We start from the raw sequence: 22,548 nt of genomic DNA, 5'->3' as shown, positions 1-22,548 counted from the left end.
CGGCTTGTATCTAGATGATTTTAATTTTTATATTCTATCGTTGAAAAATGTAAGGAGGTTTTTGAGTGCAAATTCCAAGAGTATTAACAATTGCCGGATCTGCAGCTCAAGGAAGTGCAGGCATTCAAGCAGACCTTAAAACATTTCAAGAGCGTGACGTATATGGAATGGCTGCGATTACAGCTATTGTTGCGAATAACCCGGTTACTGGAAAGGGTATATTTATACACTCACTTGATGAGATTCAAGCACAGTATTATGCAGCTATTGAACATGTTGGTGTCGATGCAATGAAGACAGGTATGCTTTTTTCTCAAGAGATAATTGAATTAGTCGTAGACCTTTTTCAACAAGCACCAACAAAAAATATTGTTGTTGACCCTGTGATGATTGGTAAAATGGGTTCTCAGCTCTTAAGGGATGAAGCGATTGATGCGGTAAAAGAAAAATTAATTCCACTAGCAACAGTAATTACTCCTAACTTACATGAGGCTTCTAGGTTATTGCGTAGACAGCAAATTAACACGGTTGAACAAATGAAGGATGCTGCAAAAGCTTTGTATCAGTTAGGTCCTGGATTTGTGCTGTTAAAGGGTGGGGCTTTGACAAAAGAAGCAACGGATATTTTGTATGATGGAGAAACAATGCTTGAGTTGAAAGGGGAAAGGGTGGACACCATTCATACAAGTGGTGCTGGTTGTAGTTTTTCGGCTGCGATTGCAGCTGAGTTAGCAAAAGGACAAAGTGTAGAAGAAGCGGTTAAGATAGGGAAGTTGTTTATTAATAGTTCCATTAAGCATGCATTGTCTTTTGGAAAAGGAATTGGATCAACGAATCATAGTGCTTTGAGGCGGTACGGTGAAGATTAAAAAAGGGGCGATTGCTCTTCTTGCAATCGCCAAAAGAAATAGGTGGGAAACACATTGAAATATTAAACTAACTAGAAATAGAAGTGTAACCTCTACTTCTAGGAGTTTACAAAAAACCTAACAAAACAGAACTGCGTGTTAGTTTTGTTTACATTACAAGTTATGTTTACTATCATATGCTGAATTGGGTAAAATATCAAGTGTTTTTTAAGAACTTTTATACTTTTCAGTCAGTTAGTGACTAAAAAAGAAAAGGCTCCGCCTGCACAGTGCATCGTATCGCTAAATTTTATTAAGAAGTAATTTTTTCATAGTATATACAAGCACTAATCTGTTATCGTAAAATAAAGAACATCATAGATATGTTCAAAAGTAATGGCTTTATCTGTTAGCTTTTGAAACCTTTTGAGCAACCATACTTAGGAGAGGGAGATAAGATGACGAAAGCAAAGGTTGGTATCATTTTCGGTGGTAAATCAGCTGAGCATGAAGTTTCTTTGCAATCAGCAAAAAACATTGTTGATGCAATTGATAAGGATAAATATGATGTTGTATTACTTGGGATTGATAAAGAAGGGAAGTGGCATTTAAATGACCAGTCTTCCTATTTACTTAATGAAGAAAATCCAAAGTTAATTCAATTAAATAAAACGAATAAAAGTATAGCGGTTGTTCCTGGTGAAAGTTCGAAACAACTCGTTAGCTTGAGTGGTTCTAGTGGGTTGGACCAATTAGATGTAGTATTCCCGATTGTTCATGGGACATTAGGAGAAGATGGAAGTCTTCAAGGGATGTTGCGGATAGCGAATCTTCCATTTGTAGGTACTAGTGTACTGGGTTCGGCTGTTAGCATGGATAAAGATATTGCGAAAAGATTGTTACGTGAAGCCGGCATTCAAGTAGCTGAAGCTGTTTCTTATAGAAAACAAGCAATGAGTAAGATTCGTTTTGAAGAAGTCAAGGAGAAACTTGGGTTGCCTTTGTTCATTAAACCTGCCAACCAAGGTTCGTCTGTTGGTGTTAGTAAAGTAAGAACGGAAAGTGAATTTTACGATGGTGTAAAGTCTGCTTTCCAATATGACCACAAAATTTTGGTTGAAGAAGCCGTTGAAGGACGTGAAATCGAGTGCTCGGTCCTTGGAAATGAGGAGCCTATCGCTTCATTGCCTGGAGAAATATTGCCGCAAACTGATTTTTATTCCTATGAATCCAAGTATATTGATGAAAAGGGTGCTGACTTAGCAATTCCTGCTGATTTGTCCGAGGACCTTACAAAAAAAGTGCAGGAGGCTTCGGTTAAAATATTCCAAACACTTGATTGTGAAGGAATGGCTCGTGTCGATTTCTTTTTAAAAAAGAATGGGGAGTTAGTAGTTAATGAAGTAAATACACTTCCTGGTTTTACAAGAATTAGTATGTACCCGAAGTTGTGGGAAATTAGTGGCATCTCTTATCCTGAACTAATCAATAAACTGATTGAGCTAGCGATGGAACGCCATGAGCGAGATCAGCAACTAAAAAGTGCAGTGTGGGATGATTAATAGGTAGTAATTGCTTAACTTTACCAGACTAGAAACAGCTTACTTTACACAAATTATCTATTGAACAGTTTTTGCTGTTCAACTTTCCCACGAGGAGTGATCAGTTGTGGCAAATAATAATAATAAATTGTTAGTGCCAGGTGCAGACAGAGCGATGGATAACATGAAAGAAGAAATCGCAAATGAGTTTGGTGTCGAGCTAGGAGCAGATACCACTGCACGAGCAAACGGATCCGTGGGTGGAGAAATGGTGAAGCGAATGATTCGAATCGCTGAACAAAGCATGCAAAATAAAAATCAATAAATAAAAGGGAACTCACTTGAGTTCCCTTTTAAGTTGGGGTCTGACCCCTTATTATTTATTCGCTTTGTTTTTTCTTTTTGTAAATTGTATAAGTAATCAAACCGATAATCGTTAAAAGAATGATAATTGGGAGGTTTCCGCCAATAAATATAAATAATCCAGAAGCGGTTAATAATAGGAAATTTATACTTTCCATAAACTGTTGTTTTGTTTTTTCCCATGTGTTTAATTCATTTTCGTTTACATTTGGAATCGTTACTCGATTTTCGTGAATGTGAATCGTAACTGTTGCTAAATTTGCCCGATTTTGTAAATAATTCATCCTACCTGTGATTTCTTCAATTTCTGCTTGAACTTCAGCAAGATCATTGGATATTTTTAATAGGTCCTCTGTTTCTTCTGCAGCTTCCATAAAGGAAAGGAGTCTCTCCTCTACTACTCTCTTCGATGTTAAGCGAGATTCTAAATCAACGTATTCCTCCGTGACATCTTTTCCATTGATGTCCCTTTGGATTACTTTTACGCTTCCTTCTTCAACAATAGCAAGGAACTGATCAAACTGTTCTTGGGGAATCCGCACTTTGATCATACCTTCTTGAAGCTCTTCACTAGAACCGCCATAGGTTTGGGATTGAACAATATAACCCCCTGTTTTATTAACTTCTGTTTGTATATCATTTAATGCTTGGCTGTAATTTTTCACTTCCACTCGTAGTTGAGCATTGTAAATAATCTTTCTTTCTATAGCATTGGATAAATCAGTTGAGGAATCTGCAGCTTGTTCTACATCTGCATCGTCTGCAGCTTCATCGGAATTGGACCTCATCTCCATCTCCATCTTCATTTCACCTGTCGAAGCTTCCTCGTTTTGGTCATAAGTAGCTTGGTTGTTTCCTGCATCCGCCGATTCACTTGTATCATTGTTGTTACTGCATGCAGTTAATAAGCTTATCACCATCATTATATAAATGAACCATCTTCTCATTTAACCACCCTTTTTTATTTTCTATTAACATAGTCGTTTGCATGGATAATAATGTTACAAAAATGTAACAATAAACAGATAGAATCTTATTGTTTTGGACTATTAAGTGTTTAGGTAATAATTTTTTTAAAAAAATAAAAAAAAAATCACTGTTTAAGGTTGAATTAATATACTTAATAGTGCATAATAATTCATACGATAATAGTAAACAATGGAAAGATTCAAATATAAATGCTTAAGGGGAGAAAATAAATGAGTAAAGAAAAGATTGTATTAGCTTATTCTGGAGGATTAGATACCTCTGTTGCGATTAAATGGCTACAAGATCAGTATAATTATGACGTAATTGCTGTAGGTCTTGATGTTGGTGAAGGAAAGGATTTAGAATTTGTAAAAAATAAGGCATTAGACGTTGGTGCAATTAAATCTTACACAGTAGATGCAAAAGCACTTTATGCGAATGAATATGTGTTACCGGCGCTTCAAGCGAACCTTCTATATGAAGGGAAATATCCTTTAGTATCTGCACTATCTCGTCCGTTAATTGCAAAGGTACTAGTTGATATTGCAGAAAAAGAAGGCGCGGTTGCAGTTGCACACGGCTGTACTGGGAAAGGAAATGATCAGGTTCGTTTTGATGTTGCATTTACTGCATTAAACCCTCACCTGAAGATTGTTGCACCAGTGCGTGAGTGGAAAATGACAAGAGATGAAGAAATTGCATATGCAAAAGAAAATGGTATTCCTGTACCGGTTGACCATGATAATCCATACAGTGTTGACCAAAACCTATGGGGACGTAGTAATGAGTGTGGAATTCTAGAGGATCCTTGGGCAGAAGCACCAAAAGAAGCGTTTGACCTAACTGTAGATCCACAGGATGCACCGGATGAGCCACAAACGATTCAAATTACATTTGATCAAGGTAAACCAGTTTCTCTTGATGGAAAGTCTTATCCATTAGAAGAACTTATCCTTGAATTGAATAAAGTTGCAGGGAAGCATGGTGTTGGTCGAATTGATCACGTAGAAAATCGTTTAGTAGGAATTAAATCTCGTGAAATTTATGAGTGTCCAGCAGCTTTAACTTTAATTGCTGCACACCAAGAGCTTGAAGCCCTTACGTTACCAAGGGAGATTGCATCATTCAAGCCAATGATTGAGCATAAATTAGCTGAAACAGTTTACAATGGCCTGTGGTATTCTCAGTTAACAGATGCATTAAAAGCGTTTATTGAGCAGACACAAGCGTATGTATCTGGAACGGTTAAAGTGAAATTATACAAAGGTCATGCACAGGTTATAGGCCGTGAATCTGCACATTCACTATATGATTTTGATCTTGCAACGTACAATAAAGAAGATGCGTTTGATCATGAAGCTGCACTTGGATTTATTAAGCTTTGGGGCTTGCCAACACAAGTACACTCAACAGTTAATAAAGTGCATGAACAAAAGTCTGATTCGATTGAGAAAGCAAATGTTGATATAAAGGAAGCTGTCAAACAATGAAATTATGGGGCGGACGATTCACTAAACCAACCAATGAATTAGTGGATGAATATACGGCTTCGATCCGTTTTGATCAAAAATTAGCTAAATACGATATCCAAGGAAGTCTAGCCCATGTTGAAATGCTTGCAAAGTGTGAGATTATTTCAGAAAGTGATGCTGCGACAATCGCGGAAGGATTAAAGGCTGTTGCTAAAAAGATTGCTTCTGGTGAAGCGGAATTAACAGAAGATAACGAAGACATTCATATGAATGTGGAAAAACTTTTAATTGATGAGGTCGGCTCTGTCGGTGGGAAATTACACACCGGCAGGAGTCGTAATGACCAAGTTGCACTAGATATGCGTTTGTATTTGCGTGAGGCGCTTGTGACGATTAGTCAACAGCTTGTGGAACTACAACAGGCATTGCACACACAAGCAAAGGCTAATCTAGATACAGTGTTACCGGGTTATACGCATTTACAGCGTGCACAACCTGTACTCTTTGCTCATCATATGATGGCGTATGTTTTTATGTTTCAACGAGATGTTGAACGTTTAGCAGATAGCTGGAAGCGTGTAAACCAATCACCACTTGGAGCTGGCGCGCTTGCAGGGACATCTTTTCCAATTGATCGGCACTATGTAGCAGAAAAATTAAACTTTGATGGCATATGTGATAATAGCTTGGATGCGGTCAGTGATCGAGACTTTGTTGTTGAATTTCTATCCAATTCTTCTCTAGTTACTGCCCATTTGTCTCGTCTTTGTGAAGAGCTTGTCCAGTGGTCGAGTGCAGAATTTAATTTCGTTGAGTTAGATGATGCGTTTTGTACCGGAAGCAGCATGATGCCACAAAAGAAAAACCCAGATGTGGCAGAATTAGTTCGAGGTAAAACCGGACGTGTATATGGCCATTTAATGGGTATGTTGACGACGTTAAAAGGATTACCACTTGCTTACAACAAAGATATGCAAGAAGATAAGGAAGGCATGTTTGATACAGTTGAAACATTGAAAGGGGCATTGGGACTATTTGCTCCGATGATTGAAACAATGGAAGTGAAAAAAGACACGATGTATCAAGCTGTTGCGAAAGATTACTCGAATGCAACGGATTTAGCAGATTATCTTGTTGGTAAAGACCTTCCGTTTAGAGAAGCACATGCGGTAGTAGGGCAAGTCGTTTTATCTTGTATTAATGAAAATAAATATTTATTAGATTTATCGTTAGAAGAGTTTCAAGAGTTTTCGTCATTAATCGAAGAAGATATCTTTGATGTTCTTTCTCCAAAAGCAGTTGTCAATGCACGAAACGTGGCAGGTGGTACAGCTAAAAATCGCGTTGAAGAGCAAATAAACAAAGCTGAAATGTTATTTGAAAAAAATATAGGCTGGATAAAAGAGCATGCAGCTAAAATAGAAGAGCTTTCTGTAGTAGAATAATCACAATGGGAGGATGTTCAGCCTTTTTGAACATCCTCAACTACTAATATAAAGTAAAAAGGAAAAGGATGTACTTGGTTTCTTTGAAAAGAAGCTAAGCATTTTTTTACAAGGACTTGTATATTTATTAATTATTGAGTATAAATATTTATCTGGTTTTGGGAGGGCAAACATGATGGAAAAAACAGGATATCTCGTGCTGAATACGGGGGATGTATTAGAAGGAAAATGGTTAGGGCCGTTGAACGCCGTTGAAGGAGAAATGGTTTTTAATACGGCGATGACTGGCTATCAAGAAGTAATGACAGATCCATCGTATGCAGGACAAATTGTAACGATGACATACCCTTTAATTGGAAATTATGGATTTAATGAGTTTGATTCAGAAAGTATCAAACCATCACTTTCAGGTTTAATCATTTCATATCCTTGCCATACACCAGAACACTATCAATCTACGTTCACGATATTAGAAATGGTAAAAAAATACCAGATTCCAACATTATATGGTATAGATACACGAGCATTAACGCGTATTATCCGTGATAAAGGAGAAGTGTACGGAAAAATAACATCGGACCCCAAAGATTTACCTCAAAAACAATCGGTTGATCAAGATATCGTAGCGCAAGTTTCGGTAACGGAAATGAAACAATATAAAACTACCATGCCAACTAGTTATCCGAAGCCGCATGTGGTACTGATGGACTTTGGATATAAACATTCAATAACGAATTCTCTATTAAATCTTGGTTGTGATGTGACAGTTGTTCCATATAATACGTCTGTCGAAGCCATTAGAAAAATAGATCCGGATGGAATTTTATTATCAAATGGACCAGGAAATCCTGAAGACTTAAATCATTTAGCAACCAATATTAAAGAAATTACTGAATCGTTCCATACATTAGGCATTTGTCTTGGCCATCAGCTGGTTGCATTGGCGCATGGTGCGAAGACAAAGAAGCTGCCGTATGGTCACAGAGGCAGCAATCATCCAGTAAAAGATCTTTTAACAGGTAAAGTTTTAATTACTTCACAAAACCACGGTTATGTCGTGGATATGGACTCGGTGGATGAAAAAAATTGGAAAGTATCTCATGTGAATGTGAATGATCGCTCTGTCGAAGGGCTAGTCCATCATTCGAAGCATATAAAAACGGTACAATTCCACCCTGAAGCACATCCGGGTCCAATCGATACACATAACATTTTTGAACAATTTGTAGGCGAGATAGCGACAAAGGGAGCGAAGCAACATGCCTAAATTAACTCGTATAGAAAAAGTATTAGTTATCGGCTCTGGCCCAATCATCATTGGGCAAGCAGCCGAATTTGACTATGCAGGAACACAAGCTTGTCTGGCGTTAAAAGAAGAAGGAATCGAAGTTGTTCTCGTTAACAATAACCCAGCAACCATCATGACCGATGAAAATATTGCGGACAAAGTATATATGGAGCCATTAACCTGTGAGTCCGTCACAAAAATTATCGAAAAAGAACAGCCTGATGGCTTGTTGCCAACACTTGGAGGACAAACGGGCTTAAACTTGGCGATGTTATTATCGAACGAAGGAGTTCTTCAAAAATATAATGTAGAGTTACTTGGTACGCAGTTGGATACGATTCAAAAGGGAGAAGACCGTGAAATCTTTAAATCGATGATGAAGGACTTGAATGAGCCGGTAGCGGAAAGTATCTCTACTAGCTCTTTTGCTGAAGCTCTACAATTTGCAAGTGTGGTTGGATATCCGTTAATTGTTCGTCCAGCATATACGTTAGGTGGAGCTGGTGGAGGGATTGCCAATGATGAACAGGAGCTTCGCAGAATCGTAAAAAATGGGTTGGATGCTAGTCCAATCAATCAAGTTTTGATCGAACAAAGTGTAAAAGGTTGGAAAGAAGTTGAGTATGAAGTGATGCGGGACGCCAATGATACTTGTATCATTGTGTGTAACATGGAAAATGTTGATCCTGTTGGCGTACATACAGGGGACAGCATTGTTGTCGCACCTTCTCAAACCTTGAATGATCGTCAATATCAAATGCTTCGTACTTCATCCTGTAAAGTGATTCGTGAATTAGGGGTCATTGGTGGCTGTAACATTCAGTTTGCTTTAAACCCAGAAAGCAATGACTATATCATTATTGAAGTAAATCCACGAGTAAGTCGATCGAGTGCACTAGCTTCCAAAGCTACTGGTTATCCAATTGCGCGTATCGCTGCTAAACTGGCATTAGGATATCATTTAGATGAAGTTTTAAACCCTATTACGGGAGATACGTATGCGAGTTTTGAGCCAGCAATTGACTATATTGCGTTAAAAATCCCTCGTTGGCCGTTTGATAAATTCGCCAATGCAGATCGGTTGTTAGGAACACAGATGAAGGCAACGGGTGAAGTGATGGCTTTAGCAAGAAATTTCCCTGCAGCCATTCATAAAGCGATTCGCTCATTGGAGATTGGCTTAGAACATTTGGAGTTACCGTCATTACATGACCTATCAAATGAAGAGATTAATCTCGCATTAGACCAAGCAACAGATGAGCGCTTATTTGTTGTCGGAGAAGCTTTTCGCCGAGGTTATACAATTGAACAGATCCATGAAATCACTGCGATTAATAAATACTTCTTGAATGAAATTGCACTGATTATTGGAATGGAAATGGAATTAAAACGAAAAGACTGGCAAGATGTTTCTGCTAACGATTTAAAGAAAACGAAATTATTTGGTTTTTCAGATAACACATTAGCAAATCTATTTCATATCAAGGTTGAGGAAGTTCGTACCAAGTTAACAGCAAACAATATTGCACCTGCTTACAAGATGGTAGATACGTGTGCAGCTGAGTTTTCTGCGGATACGCCATATTTTTATAGCTCTTGGAATGAAATAGATGAGGTTGAAGCCTTACCAGACAACAAACGAATGGTAGTATTAGGCTCAGGACCAATCCGGATTGGGCAAGGAGTAGAATTCGATTATTGCTCCGTTCATGCAGCAATGTCTCTACAGGATCAAGGGATAGACGCTGTTGTTGTTAACAATAATCCGGAAACAGTCAGTACAGATTTTAACACAGCAGATCATTTATATTTTGAACCATTAACTGTTGAAGATGTCTTGCATGTTGTAGACAAAGAAAATGCTGATGGTGTACTCGTTCAATTTGGCGGGCAAACAGCAATTAACTTGGCAGATGGACTAGAGAAAGCAGGCGTTTCTATTTCAGGTACGCCATTAACTGCAATCGAAGCAGTTGAAGATCGTGATCAATTCTATCAGTTATTAAAACAATTAAATATTCCGCATATACCTGGAGAAACGGTAATGGACACGAAGGATGCTAAGGATGTAGCAGAAAAGATTGGTTATCCTGTGTTAATTCGCCCTTCCTATGTTATTGGTGGACGTGGAATGGTCATTGTCCGTAATGAAGCCCAGCTGCTAAATTATTTGAGTAACTTGGAGCAAACTTCACCAGAATCTCGTATCTTCCCATTATTAATTGATCGTTATATTTCTGGTTACGAAGTCGAAATTGATGCTGTATGTGATGGGAAAGATATTCTGATTCCGGGAATATTCCAGCATGTCGAGCGCGCGGGTGTTCACTCTGGAGACAGTACGGCAATCTTTCCTTCGCCTGACTTAACAGAGGAACAGAAACAGCTGATTGAGAAGTATGCACAACAAATTTCCGCTCAGTTAGGTGTAAAAGGAATTATGAACATTCAATTTGTTATTAGCGAGGATAGACAAACGATATACGTATTAGAGGTAAATCCTCGTGCTTCAAGGACTGTACCGATTGCCAGCAAGGTAACTGGTGTTCCAATGGTTGATTTGGCTACACGCGTGCAGATGGGTGAGTCATTAGAACAACAGGAATGGGACTTAGGTCTTCATAAAGATGTGCCGTTTTATGCTGTTAAACTGCCTGTCTTTTCCACGAATAAGCTTCCTGGTGTGGACCCTTTACTTGGACCTGAAATGAAATCTACTGGTGAAGTAATCGGGCTTGGAAAGACAGTCGAGACTGCAATGGCAAAAGCTTTTGGCTGGAAGGAAAAAGGTCTGAAGCAGTTGTCAGGAGAAGACACGATTTATCTGTCGTTACAGGATTTGGAATTAGATAAAAAATCAGAGTTGATCGAATTATTGTCAAACTGCCAAGCAAAAGTGACAGCCGATGAATCTACGGTCGCATTGTTACAAGAAAATGGTATTCAGCTTGGTCATACGATGACTTTGGAGGATGCTCAAAACGCTTGTGTGGAAGGCGATTTTGCTTTTGTTTGTAGTACGAAGCAAAGTGGCGATGCCGATGAGCATGTGATTTTAAGAGAAAATGCACTTAAATCGGATACGAATTGCCTAACTTCGGTAGAAACATTACTCGTCTATTTGCAAGCGACAAACGAAACACAAGACCAGCCGCTTTCCATGAATGAGTATCGGGCAGAAGCGAATACACTGAATAAAAAGGAGCGTGTGTTACGATGAGTACAGTAGTGACTTCAGCTAATTTGAAGGGCCAGCTTAATGGTAAGGATTTTTTAACTTTAGCTGATTATACAACGGAAGAAATAGAGTACCTTTTAGATTTAGCAAATTATTTAAAAGAACAGCGTAAAAAAGGAATTGTTTATGAGCCGTTAAAAGGGAAGACACTTGGAATGATTTTTGAGAAATCATCGACTCGTACACGCGTATCCTTTGAAGTAGGGATTTATCAGTTAGGTGGAACTGGTCTTTTTCTAAGCTCGAAAGATATTCAAATTGGAAGAGGAGAGCCGATAGCTGATACGGCCAAGGTGTTATCTGGATACCTAGATGGTATTATGATTCGTACGTTTTCGCAGGATGATGTTGAGGAGTTGGCTGAAAATGCGTCTATCCCAGTTATTAATGGGTTAACGGATCTTTACCATCCGTGCCAGGTATTAGCTGACCTGCAAACAATCAAGGAAGAAAAGCGACAGCTAGCTGGTTTGAAAATGGCTTACATTGGTGATGGAAATAATATGGCCAATTCGCTTATGATTGGTGCTGCGAAAACTGGAATGAACATAAGTGTTGCTGCACCAGCTGGGTATCACCCTGATCCAGCAGCTACGGAAAAAGCAAAATCCTTTGCAAAAGGTTCAGAAATTCAAATTACCGAAGACCCGTACGAAGCGGTTAAGGATGCTGATGTCATTTACACAGATGTTTGGGCTAGTATGGGGCAGGAAAGTGAGCAAAAGGAACGTGAGAAAGCTTTCGAAGCATTTCAAGTGAATCAAGCGCTTGTCAGCCATGCAAAATCTGATTATATTTTTATGCATTGCTTACCAGCTCATCGGGAAGAGGAAGTGACAGCGGAAATTATTGATGGCAAACATTCCGTTGTATTCCAAGAAGCAGAAAATCGCTTGCATGCTCAGAAGGCATTGATGACGGCTTTGATGGGAGAATAACAATAAACGAAGCACATGGTAATTATTAATTTCATTACCATGTGCTTTTTTCTTTATAGACTTAAAGCGTATGTTGGTCTCCGTAATGATTCTTGACGGAGATGGAAAGGCTGTTAAAAAAATTGACCAACTATTAGAATGGGAAAAGTAAATAGAACATCGAAGTGCTTCCTGTAGGGGAGCTTTTAGACCGGTAACTTGGATTAATGATTGGGCATATTATACCAAGAGAGATGTTTGTTGAAGCAGGGCTAATCCAACTGCTATAATTAAAATTGTGATGTTTGCTTATGTAGATGAAAAAGGATGATTGCAGTGGGAAATAACCATCATATATACAATAAATTAATATCCATTACATCTGAGGAAAATGTGATGGTTGATGAGCTGTTGAGAAATCATATGTACACACGGCTTGGAGGAAAAGCAGACTTTTTTGTTACACCTTCTTCTATTGAGGAAGTGCAACAAATTGTAAAGCTTGCAAATAACGAACAGGTTCCTTTTACATTGCTAGGAAATGGATCTAACCTTATCGTCAGAGATGGTGGTATTCGTGGTATCGTATTAAGCCCAAAACGGTTTACTGCCATCAAACGAGAAGGGAATAGTCTTATTGCGGAAAGTGGAGCACGAATTATCGATGTATCTCGGAGAGCACTACAGGAAAACTTGACTGGGTTGGAATTTGCATGTGGGATTCCTGGGACGGTAGGTGGTGCCTTATATATGAACGCTGGAGCCTACGGTGGCGAAGTGAAGGATGTTTTGCGGCACACCATTGTAGTTGATCGAAATGGAGAGTTACTTCAATTAGTTGCGGAGGATTTAGATTTAGATTACCGCACGAGTAACATCCCAGATAAAGGCTACATCGTATTAGAAGCTCACTTTGATTTACAACCAGGAAATTATCATGAAATTAAAGATGTGATGGATGATTTAACTTATAAACGTGAATCAAAGCAGCCATTAGAGTACCCATCATGTGGTAGTGTGTTTAAGCGACCACCAGGTTATTTTGCAGGGAAGTTAATTCAGGATAGTAACCTGCAAGGAAAAGGGGTCGGTGACGCGGAAGTATCTACAAAGCACGCCGGATTTATTATAAACAAAGGGAATGCAACAGCATCGGATTATATTGCAGTAATTGAAATGGTGCAGAAAACCGTAAAAGAGAAGTTTGGCGTAGACTTAGAAAGAGAAGTTCGGATTATTGGTGAGGATGTATCAGATTAAGCTGGGACCTTAATGCAGGTCACAGTTACAGTTTTTTTCAAAAAAATTAGTTTATTTATGTGCAATTTCATTCGCAAAATGGTATGATAATTACAATCGAATATAAGGATTTCCTTTGGGGCAGGGTGAAAATCCCGACCGACGGTGATGGGTATGATCGTATGTACCTTAAGTCCGTGACCCGGAGCATGTTTATGCGATGGTGGATTTGGTGTGAATCCAAAGCCGACAGTTAAAGTCTGGATGGGAAAAGGAAATGAATGAGGCGTATCTATCTTTGTTACGTTTTTTCCATTTGCTAAAAATTGCCCCGGGATATGAATTCCGGGGCTTCTTGCTTCTTTCCAACCATGGAAAGGATGTGTTTACTTGAAAAAAGAAGAATATATGGATTTAGCTTTAACAATGGCCGAAAAAACAATTGGTCAAACAAGTCCAAATCCATCTGTAGGAGCGGTAGTTGTAAAAGATGGTAGGATTCTAGGAATCGGTACACACTTACAAGCTGGTAAAGCTCATGCGGAGGTTCATGCGCTAGAGCAAGCAGGGGAAGACGCAGAAGGTGCAGATATCTACGTCACGCTTGAGCCATGTGCTCATCATGGTAAAACACCACCCTGTGCAGATTTGATTATCGAACGAAAGGTAAAGAAAGCCTATATTGCCTGCTTAGATCCAAATCCAGATGTCGCTGGAAAAGGAGTAGAAAAGCTGCAAAAAGCTGGAATTGATGTTGAAATTGGTATTCAAGAAGCAAGAGCTTTAGAGTTGAACCGTAAATTTTTCCATTTTATTCAAAGGAAGCAGCCTTTTGTCACGCTGAAAGCAGCGATGACATTGGATGGTAAAATTGCTACCTCATCTGGAGATAGTAAGTGGGTAACGTCGGAGCAAGCGAGAGAAGATGTTCATTACCAGCGTTCCATCCATGATGCTATCCTAGTTGGGATCAATACGGTTTTACAGGATAATCCCCAGTTAACCACCAGATTGCCCCAAGGTGGAAAAAATCCCATTCGAATTGTTTTAGATACACATTTAAAGATAAATGAGAACGTTCATGTCTTAAATCAAGAAGCGCCGACTTGGATTATTTGCGGTTTAGAAGCGGATGCGACTGAATTTTCGAAGCAATACCCGCACGTAGATATTATTCAGATGACCTCCAAACAAATTAATCTTGATGATGTGCTTAGTCTTTTAGGAGAGCGGAAGATTCAATCGTTGTATGTAGAGGGTGGAAGTGCAGTTCACCGGTCGTTTATAGATAATCGTTTATTCCAAGTCATCCATTGGTATATCGCACCGAAACTACTTGGCGGTAGTGATGCATTCACGCCTATTGGAGGATCTTCTCCAGCTTTCATGAATGAAGCCGTGAGTCTTGAAGTGACTTCCCTTGAACAAATTGGTCCGGATATTAAGGTTACCGCGCATCCTAGAAAGGAGAAAGTGTAGATGTTTACTGGTATTGTAGAAGAAAAAGGGAAAGTTATAAGTATAGCTAGAAATAAAAGTTCCTTATCCTTAACGATTGAAGCTGCAAAAGTAACGAGTGGTGTAGCGGTTGGTGACAGTATCTCGGTAAATGGTGTTTGCTTAACGGTAACTTCATATGATAAAGACCGTTTTTTAGTTGATGTGATTCCGGAAACATTTCGAGGTTCTTCTTTAGCCAAAGTTACAGTTGGTTCGGAAGTGAATTTAGAAAGAGCGATGTCCGCATCCGGTAGGTTTGGCGGTCATTTTGTATCAGGACATGTGGATGCAGTAGGTACGATTGATAGAACGTGGACAGAAGATAATGCTCAGTACATTTTTATTGCGATACCAACGGAAGGATTACCATTTGTCGCACTCAAAGGTTCAATTTGTGTGGATGGAACTTCACTTACGGTATTTGGAGTGGAAGAGGATGGTTTCGTTATCTCGCTTATCCCGGAGACAAGAAGAGCGACGGTGATAGGCAATAAAAAATTAGGTGATGTCGTTAATGTCGAATACGATATGTTAGCGAAATATATGGATCGGTTACTCACTGCTAAAGCTGATTCTCAAGAGACTAAGGAAGGCTTGACGGAGGAAAAGCTTAAGCAGTTCGGCTTCTAAGAATAGGAGGGACCACAAGTGATACAGACAATCGAAAAGGCAATTGAAGAGTTGAAAGCAGGAAAAATGATTATTGTCGTTGATGATGAAGATCGGGAAAATGAAGGTGACTTTGTGCTTTTGGCTGAGCATGCAACTCCGGAATCGATTAATTTTATGGCTTCTGAAGGAAAAGGATTAATCTGTACTCCGATGTCAACTAATATGGCTCAAATGTTTGAATTAAATGCGATGGTAACAAATAATACAGATGCACATGGAACAGCATTTACGGTAAGTGTTGATCATAAATTGACAGAAACTGGAATTAGCGCTTATGAACGTGCGTTAACGATTCAGAAGTTTTTAGATCCAGAAACAACAGGCGCTGATTTTAAAAGACCGGGACACGTGTTTCCGTTAGTTGCAAAAGATGCAGGAGTCCTGGAAAGACAAGGACATACGGAAGCGGCGGTTGATTTAGCTCGATTAGCAGGATCTGCTCCAATTGGTGTCATTTGTGAAATTATGAATGAAGATGGAACAATGGCTCGATTACCACAACTAGAAAAATTCGCTGAAAAACATAACCTTTCTATCATTACGATTAAAGATTTAATTGCATATCGAAAGAAGCATGATAAGTTAATAAATAAAGAAATTGAAATTAACTTACCAACGGAATATGGTGATTTTAAGCTTGCTGCTTATACAGAAAAAGTGACCGGTCTAGAACACCTTGCTTTATATAAAGGAGAAATCAAACCGAATGATCCAGTGTTAGTTAGGGTTCATTCCGAATGTTTAACAGGGGATGTGTTTGGTTCCTATCGATGTGATTGCGGTCCGCAATTAGCAAAAGCACTACATCAAATCGAAGCAGATGGAAAAGGTGTGCTCGTTTATATGAGGCAGGAGGGTAGAGGAATTGGCTTGTTGAATAAGCTTCGGGCTTATAAGCTTCAAGAACAAGGGTTTGATACTGTAGAAGCCAATCACCAGCTGGGATTCCCGGATGATTTACGTGATTATGCGGTCAGTGCGCAAATACTTAAAGACCTAGGAGTTAAAAAGGTTCGGTTATTGACAAATAATCCTCGAAAGATATCGAGTATGGGTGATTATGGATTAGAGGTTGTTAAACGGGAAACAATTCAAATACCTGCAAATAAAGATAATGAAAAGTATTTAAAAACAAAAGTTGCAAAATTAGACCATTTATTAAAATTTTAGGGGGAAACGAAAATGAGTAACGTTTTTGAAGGAAATTTAGTTGGCACAGACTTAAAAGTAGGTATCGTAGTTGGTAGATTTAACGAGTTTATTACGAGCAAATTATTAGGCGGTGCTCAAGATACACTAAGACGTCATGGCGTAAAGGAAGAGGATGTTTCGATTGCATGGGTTCCGGGTGCATTTGAAATCCCATTAGTTGCAAAAAAAATGGCAGCATCAGGCAAGTATGATGCAGTGATTACACTTGGTACGGTTATAAGAGGCTCTACTCCACATTTTGATTATGTTAGCAGTGAAGTTTCAAAAGGTGTAGCAAATGCATCAATGGATGAAGGTTTACCGGTAATTTTTGGAGTATTAACAACAGATACAATTGAGCAAGCCATTGAAAGAGCAGGTACAAAAGCGGGTAATAAAGGTGCAGAAGCGGCTGTATCAGCGATTGAAATGGCTAACCTGTTGAGGAATATTGGTTAATAGGGTTGGTAACGTCTTAAAGCGGATTTACCTTTTTACCTCTATCATTTCGATTCTCTATTGAAAAAGACCGGGCAAATGTCCGGTCTTTTCCTTTACTGTGCCAATAATTTGTCAAAAACCTTGACTTCCAGCTTGTGATTTCCACCTTGATAAACCATTGTAGAGGATTTACATCCGCATAATCTCTTCCTGTTCCGACACGAATATCCCTAATGCCTCCGCGTGTATTTTGATATCGATTTACTGCCTTCAATGAATAACAGAATGGCCCACAGGAAGATGAGATGAACTGGGTAGTGATAGGGTGTTATGATGCATGTAGTTGAGACGCTAATAAACAAAGTAACATGCATGTAAAACTTTTTGCGCTTGAAATACCTGTAATAAGTGGAGGAGTTAGTTTGTGAGCTTCTAGAGTATCGAAATGGTGTTTTATTTTTTATTTCCCATGCAACCTTTTGTATATATTTATCAATTTTACGCATATCTATTGGTCCACGAAAAATAGCATATATGTAAATAGCAATAACAATCAGGTGAAACCATGTAGCTTGTCCGAAATACATATAATCAACTACTGCAAGAGGAATAGTGAGTAGTTGGTTAATGATGGCAATATACAGGCATAGTAACTGGCCTCTAGCCTCAAACCAATAACGAAGCCATAAAAAAAGTAAGAACGCTATCCAAAATCCTACTTCTGATAAAACAAGTATATACCATTTATGATCGATAATGAATTGAATCATTTAATCCCACCTACTATCGTTGCGTATGATAAAATATATTTTAGTAAGTGGACAATCATAACCAAAAAAATGTATTTTATATATATATTAAAAGGCAGCCAAATTGGCTGCCTTTTAATCCTATTTAGCTGGAATCCTATCTTCTTGTTCAATTCGTTTTAGTCTTTCATCAATTTCTTCCTGAGAAAGATTGTGTTCTTCTACATACATATTTCGTGGAGAGACGCGGCACTCGTGTGAGCATCCGCGCATATATTTATGTTCATTTTCTTCAGAACAAAGAATCTGTTTGTTACACTCAGGATTTGCACAATTGATATAACGCTCACATGGCTGTCCGTCAAAGTAATCCTTACCAACGACTACATGTTCTTTTTTATTTACAGGAACAGCAATTCGTTCATCAAACACGTAAAGCTGTCCGTCCCAAAGCTCTCCTTGAACCTCTGGATCTTTTCCGTAGGTTACGATACCACCGTGCAATTGGCCTACATCTTCAAATCCTTTTTCAACAAGCCATCCAGAAAATTTTTCGCAGCGGATTCCACCAGTACAATACGTTAATATTTTTTTTCCTTCTAGTTTATCTTTATTTTCTTCTACCCATTCAGGCAGTTCACGGAATGTTTCAATTTCAGGACGAATAGCACCTCTGAAATGACCTAGGTCATATTCATAATCATTTCTTGCATCTAATACAACTGTATCCTCATCTTGCATCGCTTCATAAAATTCTTTAGGACTCAAATATTTTCCAGTTGTATCTTTCGGGTTAACATCATCTTCTAAGCGAAGTGTTACAAGCTCAGGACGAGGTCGAACGTGCATTTTTTTGAATGCATGACCATCCGATTCATCCACCTTAAATACCATGTCAGCAAATCGTGGATCATTGTGCATTGCTTCCATATACTTATTCGTTTGTTCTACTGTACCAGATACAGTACCGTTGATCCCTTCTTCTGCGACAAGCACTCGACCTTTCAATTCAAGGTCTTTACAAAACTTCAAATGTTCATCTGCAAACGCTTCAGGATCCTCAATTGGTACATAGTTGTAATAAAGTAATACTTGATATTTTTCTTTCTTTTCCATTATTATTACCACCTATCAATTTATATTTGCAAGATACAAATGTGTTTAGGTCGGATATTTATTTACATCTCTCTTGCAAGCTAATATTTTATCAAAAACCCATGTAAAAAACAACATGAGAATAATTGGTAAAACGTTAAAGGAGAATCTACCTTACATATTGAATTTTCTGAAAACTGCGATAAGATAGAAGTTATTATTAAGTTGCGCTTAAACAATTCCATTATGTAAAGAATAGGTGATGTTCATGAAAACGATGCTTATTAAAAATGCAAGAAACATAATTACGATGAATGATAAGGAAGAGAAATTTCCTGGTGGTAGCATTTACATCGAAGGTCAGGAGATAAAAGCGATTGGAGCAGACCTTCCATATGAAACAGCAGATACAGTCATTGATGCTCGAGGTAAAATTGTTTATCCGGGCCTCATTAATACACATCATCACTTGTATCAAACATTTACTAGGAATATTCCATTCGTACAAAATTGTGAGTTGTTTGACTGGTTGATCACCCTTTATGATATATGGCGTCATCTTAAGCCCGAGGATATTTATTTCAGTGCTATGGTAGGGTTAGGTGAATTATTGAAAAGTGGATGTACAACTGCAGCAGATCATTTTTATGTTTTTCCAAATGGGGTTAGCGGTGAGCTTATTGATGAGGAAATAAAAGCTGCTCAGGAGCTAGGTATTCGTTTTTTCCCGACAAGGGGGTCAATGAGTTTAGGTAAATCAAAAGGGGGACTACCACCAGATGAAGTAGTTCAAACCGAAGACACCATTCTTAAGGATACAATGAGAGTGATTGAACAATATCATGATTCAAGTCGTTTTTCGATGCTAAGGGTTGGTGTAGCACCATGCTCGCCTTTTTCTGTTAGCCCTGATTTACTAAAAGAATCTGCTGCATTAGCAAGGAGTTATGGTGTTCGCATGCACACACACCTAGCTGAGACAAGAGATGAAGAGGAATATTGCGTGGAGAAATTAGCCATGCGGCCCTTGGATTTAATGGAAAGTACTGGTTGGGTAGGAGATGATGTTTGGTACGCACACGGAATATGGTTTAATGATGATGAGATTGTGAAGTTAGGTTCATGCGGATGTGGTGTTGCTCATTGTCCAAGTAGTAACATGAAAATGAAATCTGGAACGATGCCAATCATGAAAATGCTCCAATCGAATGTAAAAGTTGGTCTTGGTGTGGATGGGTCTGCATCGAATGATTCCTCAAATCTTTTAATGGAGACAAAAGTAATGAATTTGCTTCATAATCTTCAACATGGTACGAAAGCGCTTAGTGCAGAGGATTGTCTAGCTGTAGCTACTAACGGATCGGCAAAAGTATTAGGGTGGGATGATGCGATCGGTTCCTTGGAGGTTGGAAAAGCAGCAGATATGTTTTTCATTGATTCCAACAGGTTAGAATTTGCTGGTGCCTTATTTGATGATGTTTCTTTACCGATACTAACTGGTACTCCGCAAGTAGATATGACCATCGTTGGAGGAAAAGTTGCTGTAAAGGATGGGCAGTTAGTTACGATTGATGAACAGCTTATTGCTAGGCAAGCACAAGCTTCAGCAAGCCGAATGGTTGAAACTGCTATGAAACACTCAAAAATAAATTATAGAAAGTCTAGGATCAAGCGAAACTTCAATTAGGAGTTTCGTTTTATTTTTTTGTTTTAAGGAAGAATTTTTAGTCAAGTTGTCTAAATAGTTTCCTTCGATTCATTTATTTTAACTAATGACAAAAAACTAGAAATAAATTACGATGGTATTTAAGTAATAATAACTAACAAAAAATGTTATGAAATATAACATATTCATGTTTATAACTAAAATTATCTGAATATTAATAAAAGACTATTTTTTCAGAAATTATTAGGAGGGATCACATTGGGTGTTGCCAATGAAGTAGTTTCTTTTAATCATGTTGGTAAGACATATACTGGTGGGACAGTTGCATTAAGTGATTTTCATTTATCCGTTAAGGAAGGGGAGTTCCTAAGTTTTCTCGGGCCCTCTGGGTGTGGTAAATCTACGGCATTAAGAATGGTTGCGGGTTTAGGTGAAGCAACTGATGGAGATGTAAGTGTTTTTAACAAGAAACCAAAAGAAATGATTCAACAGACAAATGATATTGCCTTTGTCTTTCAAGATGCTAACCTTTTACCTTGGCGAAACGTTCTAGATAATGTGCTTCTTCCGCTGGAGCTAAGAGGAGGAAATAAAAAGGAAAGTAAGCAAACGGCATTACGAGTGTTAGAGATGGTGGGGCTGAAGGATCATCTAAAATCGTACCCTAGGCAATTATCAGGTGGAATGAAGATGAGAGTGTCGATTGCTCGTGCGTTAGCCGCAAAGCCTAGAATGCTATTAATGGATGAGCCTTTTGGTGCATTAGATGAAATTACACGACAAACATTGCAAATGGAGCTTTTAGATATTTGGCAACAGGAAAATATGACTGTTTTATTCGTCACACATAACGTGTACGAAGCGGTATTTCTCTCATCGAGAATTGCAGTTATGTCCGCTCGTCCGGGGCGTTTGTCATCGTTGATCGATATTGACCTTCCGTATCCTAGGGAGTTATCTGTAAGAACAAATCCAACGTTTACGGAGTACGTTGATTTAGCTTCTGATCATCTGGAAACAAGTTCAGATCGAAAGGAGATTGGTTAAGATGGAGTCACCTTCCTTACAAGTCTCAAAACAAAATGTTGTATCAAAAGTAAAGAAACCAAAGGAAAGAAAAATATGGATGACGTTTAAAAATGTATATCTGGGGCCAATTGTTGCCTTTATCATCTTTATTGCACTGTGGCAAGCAATTCCAGTTTTACTCGGTTTAAAGCACTATATATTGCCAAAGCCAACAGATGTCGTTGAAGCGACAATTAAAGATTGGGATTTACTATGGCCGGCAGTCCAGATAACAGTAATAGAGTCTGTCACTGGATTCCTTGTTAGTGCAGTTGTAGGTATTTTTATTTCAATTTTGTTGGCAAGCTCTAAGATTTTAGAAAGAAGTATCTATCCTTATGCTATTATTCTACAAACGATTCCTGTAGTTGCAGTAGCACCAATTGTCGTCATTTGGTTTGGAGCTGGATTCAATGCGATTGTCGTAATCTCATTTTTGATTGGATTTTTCCCTATTATTTCAAACACATTAATGGGATTGAATTCCGTTGATAAAAATATGGATGAGCTATTTACCCTATACAATGCTTCTAAATGGCAGCGAATGTGGAAATTAAGAATACCTGCCGCTTTACCGTTTATTATGGCGGGTTTAAAGATATCTTGTACATTATCGATCGTTGGGGCGATTGTTGGTGAATATGTAGCAGGTATTGGTGGAGGAAAAGGTGGATTGGGTTATGCAATAACGGTAGCGGCAATTCAAGTGAAAACACCTTACTTATTTGCCTGTGGTATTGCAGCAGCAATATTAGGAATTAGTTTCTATCTACTCGTTAGTTTATTTTCGCATCTCATGTTGAGGTCTTGGCATGAGTCTGCGATGAAAGTTGAAAAATAGAAAAT

19 protein-coding genes and 1 riboswitch are annotated in these 22,548 nt (G+C 38.5%); of the genes, 16 read left to right on the top strand and 3 right to left on the bottom strand.

Going from position 1 to position 22,548, the window contains the following annotated elements; genetic code table 11:
• Positions 1-65: 65 nt before the first annotated feature.
• The 3 genes from thiD (at position 66) to JOC48_RS08020 (ending at position 2,714) form a co-directional block, all read left to right on the top strand.
• Positions 66-869, top strand: a complete 804-nt coding sequence (gene thiD, locus JOC48_RS08030) for a bifunctional hydroxymethylpyrimidine kinase/phosphomethylpyrimidine kinase (RefSeq protein WP_204498590.1) — start codon at positions 66-68, stop codon at positions 867-869.
• Between the two features lie 437 nt (positions 870-1,306).
• Positions 1,307-2,410 (top strand): D-alanine--D-alanine ligase, encoded by a 1,104-nt coding sequence (gene ddlA / locus JOC48_RS08025; RefSeq protein WP_204498588.1) that lies wholly within the window; start codon positions 1,307-1,309, stop codon positions 2,408-2,410.
• A gap of 106 nt (positions 2,411-2,516) precedes the next feature.
• Complete coding sequence (locus tag JOC48_RS08020) at positions 2,517-2,714, top strand: small, acid-soluble spore protein, alpha/beta type (RefSeq protein ID WP_204498586.1); 198 nt, start codon at positions 2,517-2,519, stop codon at positions 2,712-2,714.
• Positions 2,715-2,769: 55 nt separating this feature from the next.
• Here JOC48_RS08020 and JOC48_RS08015 read toward each other — a convergent pair whose 3' ends face one another.
• The gene (locus JOC48_RS08015; protein WP_204498584.1) at positions 2,770-3,699 is read right to left on the bottom strand and encodes a DUF4349 domain-containing protein; all 930 of its coding nucleotides are present in this window, start codon (positions 3,697-3,699) and stop codon (positions 2,770-2,772) included.
• Positions 3,700-3,951: 252 nt separating this feature from the next.
• Between JOC48_RS08015 and JOC48_RS08010 the strand changes: the two genes are divergently transcribed.
• The 10 genes from JOC48_RS08010 to ribH all read left to right on the top strand — a co-directional run bounded on the left by JOC48_RS08010 (position 3,952) and on the right by ribH (position 17,142).
• A complete protein-coding gene (locus JOC48_RS08010) occupies positions 3,952-5,211 on the top strand; it encodes an argininosuccinate synthase (RefSeq protein WP_204498583.1) in 1,260 nt (419 codons plus the stop codon).
• The gene (gene argH, locus JOC48_RS08005; protein WP_204498582.1) at positions 5,208-6,638 is read left to right on the top strand and encodes an argininosuccinate lyase; all 1,431 of its coding nucleotides are present in this window, start codon (positions 5,208-5,210) and stop codon (positions 6,636-6,638) included. The genes JOC48_RS08010 and argH overlap by 4 nt, the downstream gene beginning before the upstream one ends.
• Positions 6,639-6,810: 172 nt before the next feature.
• Positions 6,811-7,905: a carbamoyl phosphate synthase small subunit gene (locus JOC48_RS08000; protein WP_204498581.1), complete on the top strand. Its 1,095-nt coding sequence runs from the start codon at positions 6,811-6,813 to the stop codon at positions 7,903-7,905.
• Positions 7,898-11,146, top strand: coding sequence for a carbamoyl-phosphate synthase (glutamine-hydrolyzing) large subunit (gene carB, locus JOC48_RS07995; protein WP_204498580.1), 3,249 nt, complete (start codon positions 7,898-7,900; stop codon positions 11,144-11,146). The genes JOC48_RS08000 and carB overlap by 8 nt, the downstream gene beginning before the upstream one ends.
• Complete coding sequence (gene argF, locus JOC48_RS07990; RefSeq protein ID WP_204498579.1) at positions 11,143-12,102, top strand: ornithine carbamoyltransferase; 960 nt, start codon at positions 11,143-11,145, stop codon at positions 12,100-12,102. The genes carB and argF overlap by 4 nt, the downstream gene beginning before the upstream one ends.
• Positions 12,103-12,417: 315 nt before the next feature.
• A complete protein-coding gene (murB, locus tag JOC48_RS07985) occupies positions 12,418-13,341 on the top strand; it encodes a UDP-N-acetylmuramate dehydrogenase (RefSeq protein ID WP_338024248.1) in 924 nt (307 codons plus the stop codon).
• Positions 13,342-13,448: 107 nt separating this feature from the next.
• Positions 13,449-13,600: riboswitch (FMN riboswitch) on the top strand.
• Positions 13,601-13,710: 110 nt separating this feature from the next.
• A complete protein-coding gene (ribD, locus tag JOC48_RS07980) occupies positions 13,711-14,799 on the top strand; it encodes a bifunctional diaminohydroxyphosphoribosylaminopyrimidine deaminase/5-amino-6-(5-phosphoribosylamino)uracil reductase RibD (protein WP_204498575.1) in 1,089 nt (362 codons plus the stop codon).
• The gene (gene ribE, locus JOC48_RS07975) at positions 14,800-15,450 is read left to right on the top strand and encodes a riboflavin synthase (RefSeq protein WP_204498573.1); all 651 of its coding nucleotides are present in this window, start codon (positions 14,800-14,802) and stop codon (positions 15,448-15,450) included.
• Between the two features lie 18 nt (positions 15,451-15,468).
• Positions 15,469-16,662 carry a bifunctional 3,4-dihydroxy-2-butanone-4-phosphate synthase/GTP cyclohydrolase II gene (locus JOC48_RS07970; protein WP_204498571.1) on the top strand — a complete coding sequence of 398 codons (1,194 nt, stop codon included), beginning with the start codon at positions 15,469-15,471 and terminating at the stop codon, positions 16,660-16,662.
• Between the two features lie 12 nt (positions 16,663-16,674).
• Positions 16,675-17,142, top strand: coding sequence for a 6,7-dimethyl-8-ribityllumazine synthase (ribH, locus tag JOC48_RS07965; RefSeq protein WP_204498568.1), 468 nt, complete (start codon positions 16,675-16,677; stop codon positions 17,140-17,142).
• Between the two features lie 212 nt (positions 17,143-17,354).
• Here the strand turns inward: ribH and JOC48_RS07960 are convergent, their stop codons facing one another.
• Together JOC48_RS07960 and trhO are read right to left on the bottom strand one after the other, a co-directional pair.
• Positions 17,355-17,894 (bottom strand): hypothetical protein, encoded by a 540-nt coding sequence (locus tag JOC48_RS07960; protein WP_204498566.1) that lies wholly within the window; start codon positions 17,892-17,894, stop codon positions 17,355-17,357.
• Positions 17,895-18,014: 120 nt separating this feature from the next.
• Positions 18,015-18,989 (bottom strand): oxygen-dependent tRNA uridine(34) hydroxylase TrhO, encoded by a 975-nt coding sequence (gene trhO, locus JOC48_RS07955; protein WP_204498564.1) that lies wholly within the window; start codon positions 18,987-18,989, stop codon positions 18,015-18,017.
• 247 nt (positions 18,990-19,236) lie between these two features.
• On the opposite strand from trhO, the gene JOC48_RS07950 reads away from it, so the two are divergent.
• The 3 genes from JOC48_RS07950 (at position 19,237) to JOC48_RS07940 (ending at position 22,543) form a co-directional block, all read left to right on the top strand.
• On the top strand, positions 19,237-20,655 hold the full coding sequence (locus JOC48_RS07950) for an 8-oxoguanine deaminase (RefSeq protein WP_204498562.1): 1,419 nt from the start codon (positions 19,237-19,239) through the stop codon (positions 20,653-20,655).
• Positions 20,656-20,892: 237 nt separating this feature from the next.
• Positions 20,893-21,681, top strand: a complete 789-nt coding sequence (locus JOC48_RS07945) for an ABC transporter ATP-binding protein (protein WP_204498561.1) — start codon at positions 20,893-20,895, stop codon at positions 21,679-21,681.
• A gap of 1 nt (position 21,682) precedes the next feature.
• Positions 21,683-22,543, top strand: a complete 861-nt coding sequence (locus JOC48_RS07940) for an ABC transporter permease (RefSeq protein WP_204498560.1) — start codon at positions 21,683-21,685, stop codon at positions 22,541-22,543.
• Positions 22,544-22,548: the final 5 nt, after the last annotated feature.

This window comes from Aquibacillus albus (assembly GCF_016908325.1).
Classification (GTDB): Bacteria; Bacillota; Bacilli; order Bacillales; family Amphibacillaceae; genus Aquibacillus_A; species Aquibacillus_A albus.
This window is presented reverse-complemented; position numbering and strand designations above follow the sequence as displayed.

Bases quoted from the DNA above. Each gene is read 5' to 3' on its own strand.
- ddlA (WP_204498588.1), top strand. From the start codon at position 1,307: ATGACGAAAGCAAAGGTTGGTATCATTTTCGGTGGTAAATCAGCTGAG.
- JOC48_RS08015 (WP_204498584.1), bottom strand. From the start codon at position 3,699: ATGAGAAGATGGTTCATTTATATAATGATGGTGATAAGCTTATTAACT.
- JOC48_RS08010 (WP_204498583.1), top strand. From the start codon at position 3,952: ATGAGTAAAGAAAAGATTGTATTAGCTTATTCTGGAGGATTAGATACC.
- argH (WP_204498582.1), top strand. From the start codon at position 5,208: ATGAAATTATGGGGCGGACGATTCACTAAACCAACCAATGAATTAGTG.
- JOC48_RS08000 (WP_204498581.1), top strand. From the start codon at position 6,811: ATGATGGAAAAAACAGGATATCTCGTGCTGAATACGGGGGATGTATTA.
- carB (WP_204498580.1), top strand. From the start codon at position 7,898: ATGCCTAAATTAACTCGTATAGAAAAAGTATTAGTTATCGGCTCTGGC.
- argF (WP_204498579.1), top strand. From the start codon at position 11,143: ATGAGTACAGTAGTGACTTCAGCTAATTTGAAGGGCCAGCTTAATGGT.
- ribE (WP_204498573.1), top strand. From the start codon at position 14,800: ATGTTTACTGGTATTGTAGAAGAAAAAGGGAAAGTTATAAGTATAGCT.
- ribH (WP_204498568.1), top strand. From the start codon at position 16,675: ATGAGTAACGTTTTTGAAGGAAATTTAGTTGGCACAGACTTAAAAGTA.
- JOC48_RS07960 (WP_204498566.1), bottom strand. From the start codon at position 17,894: ATGATTCAATTCATTATCGATCATAAATGGTATATACTTGTTTTATCA.
- trhO (WP_204498564.1), bottom strand. From the start codon at position 18,989: ATGGAAAAGAAAGAAAAATATCAAGTATTACTTTATTACAACTATGTA.
- JOC48_RS07950 (WP_204498562.1), top strand. From the start codon at position 19,237: ATGAAAACGATGCTTATTAAAAATGCAAGAAACATAATTACGATGAAT.
- JOC48_RS07940 (WP_204498560.1), top strand. From the start codon at position 21,683: ATGGAGTCACCTTCCTTACAAGTCTCAAAACAAAATGTTGTATCAAAA.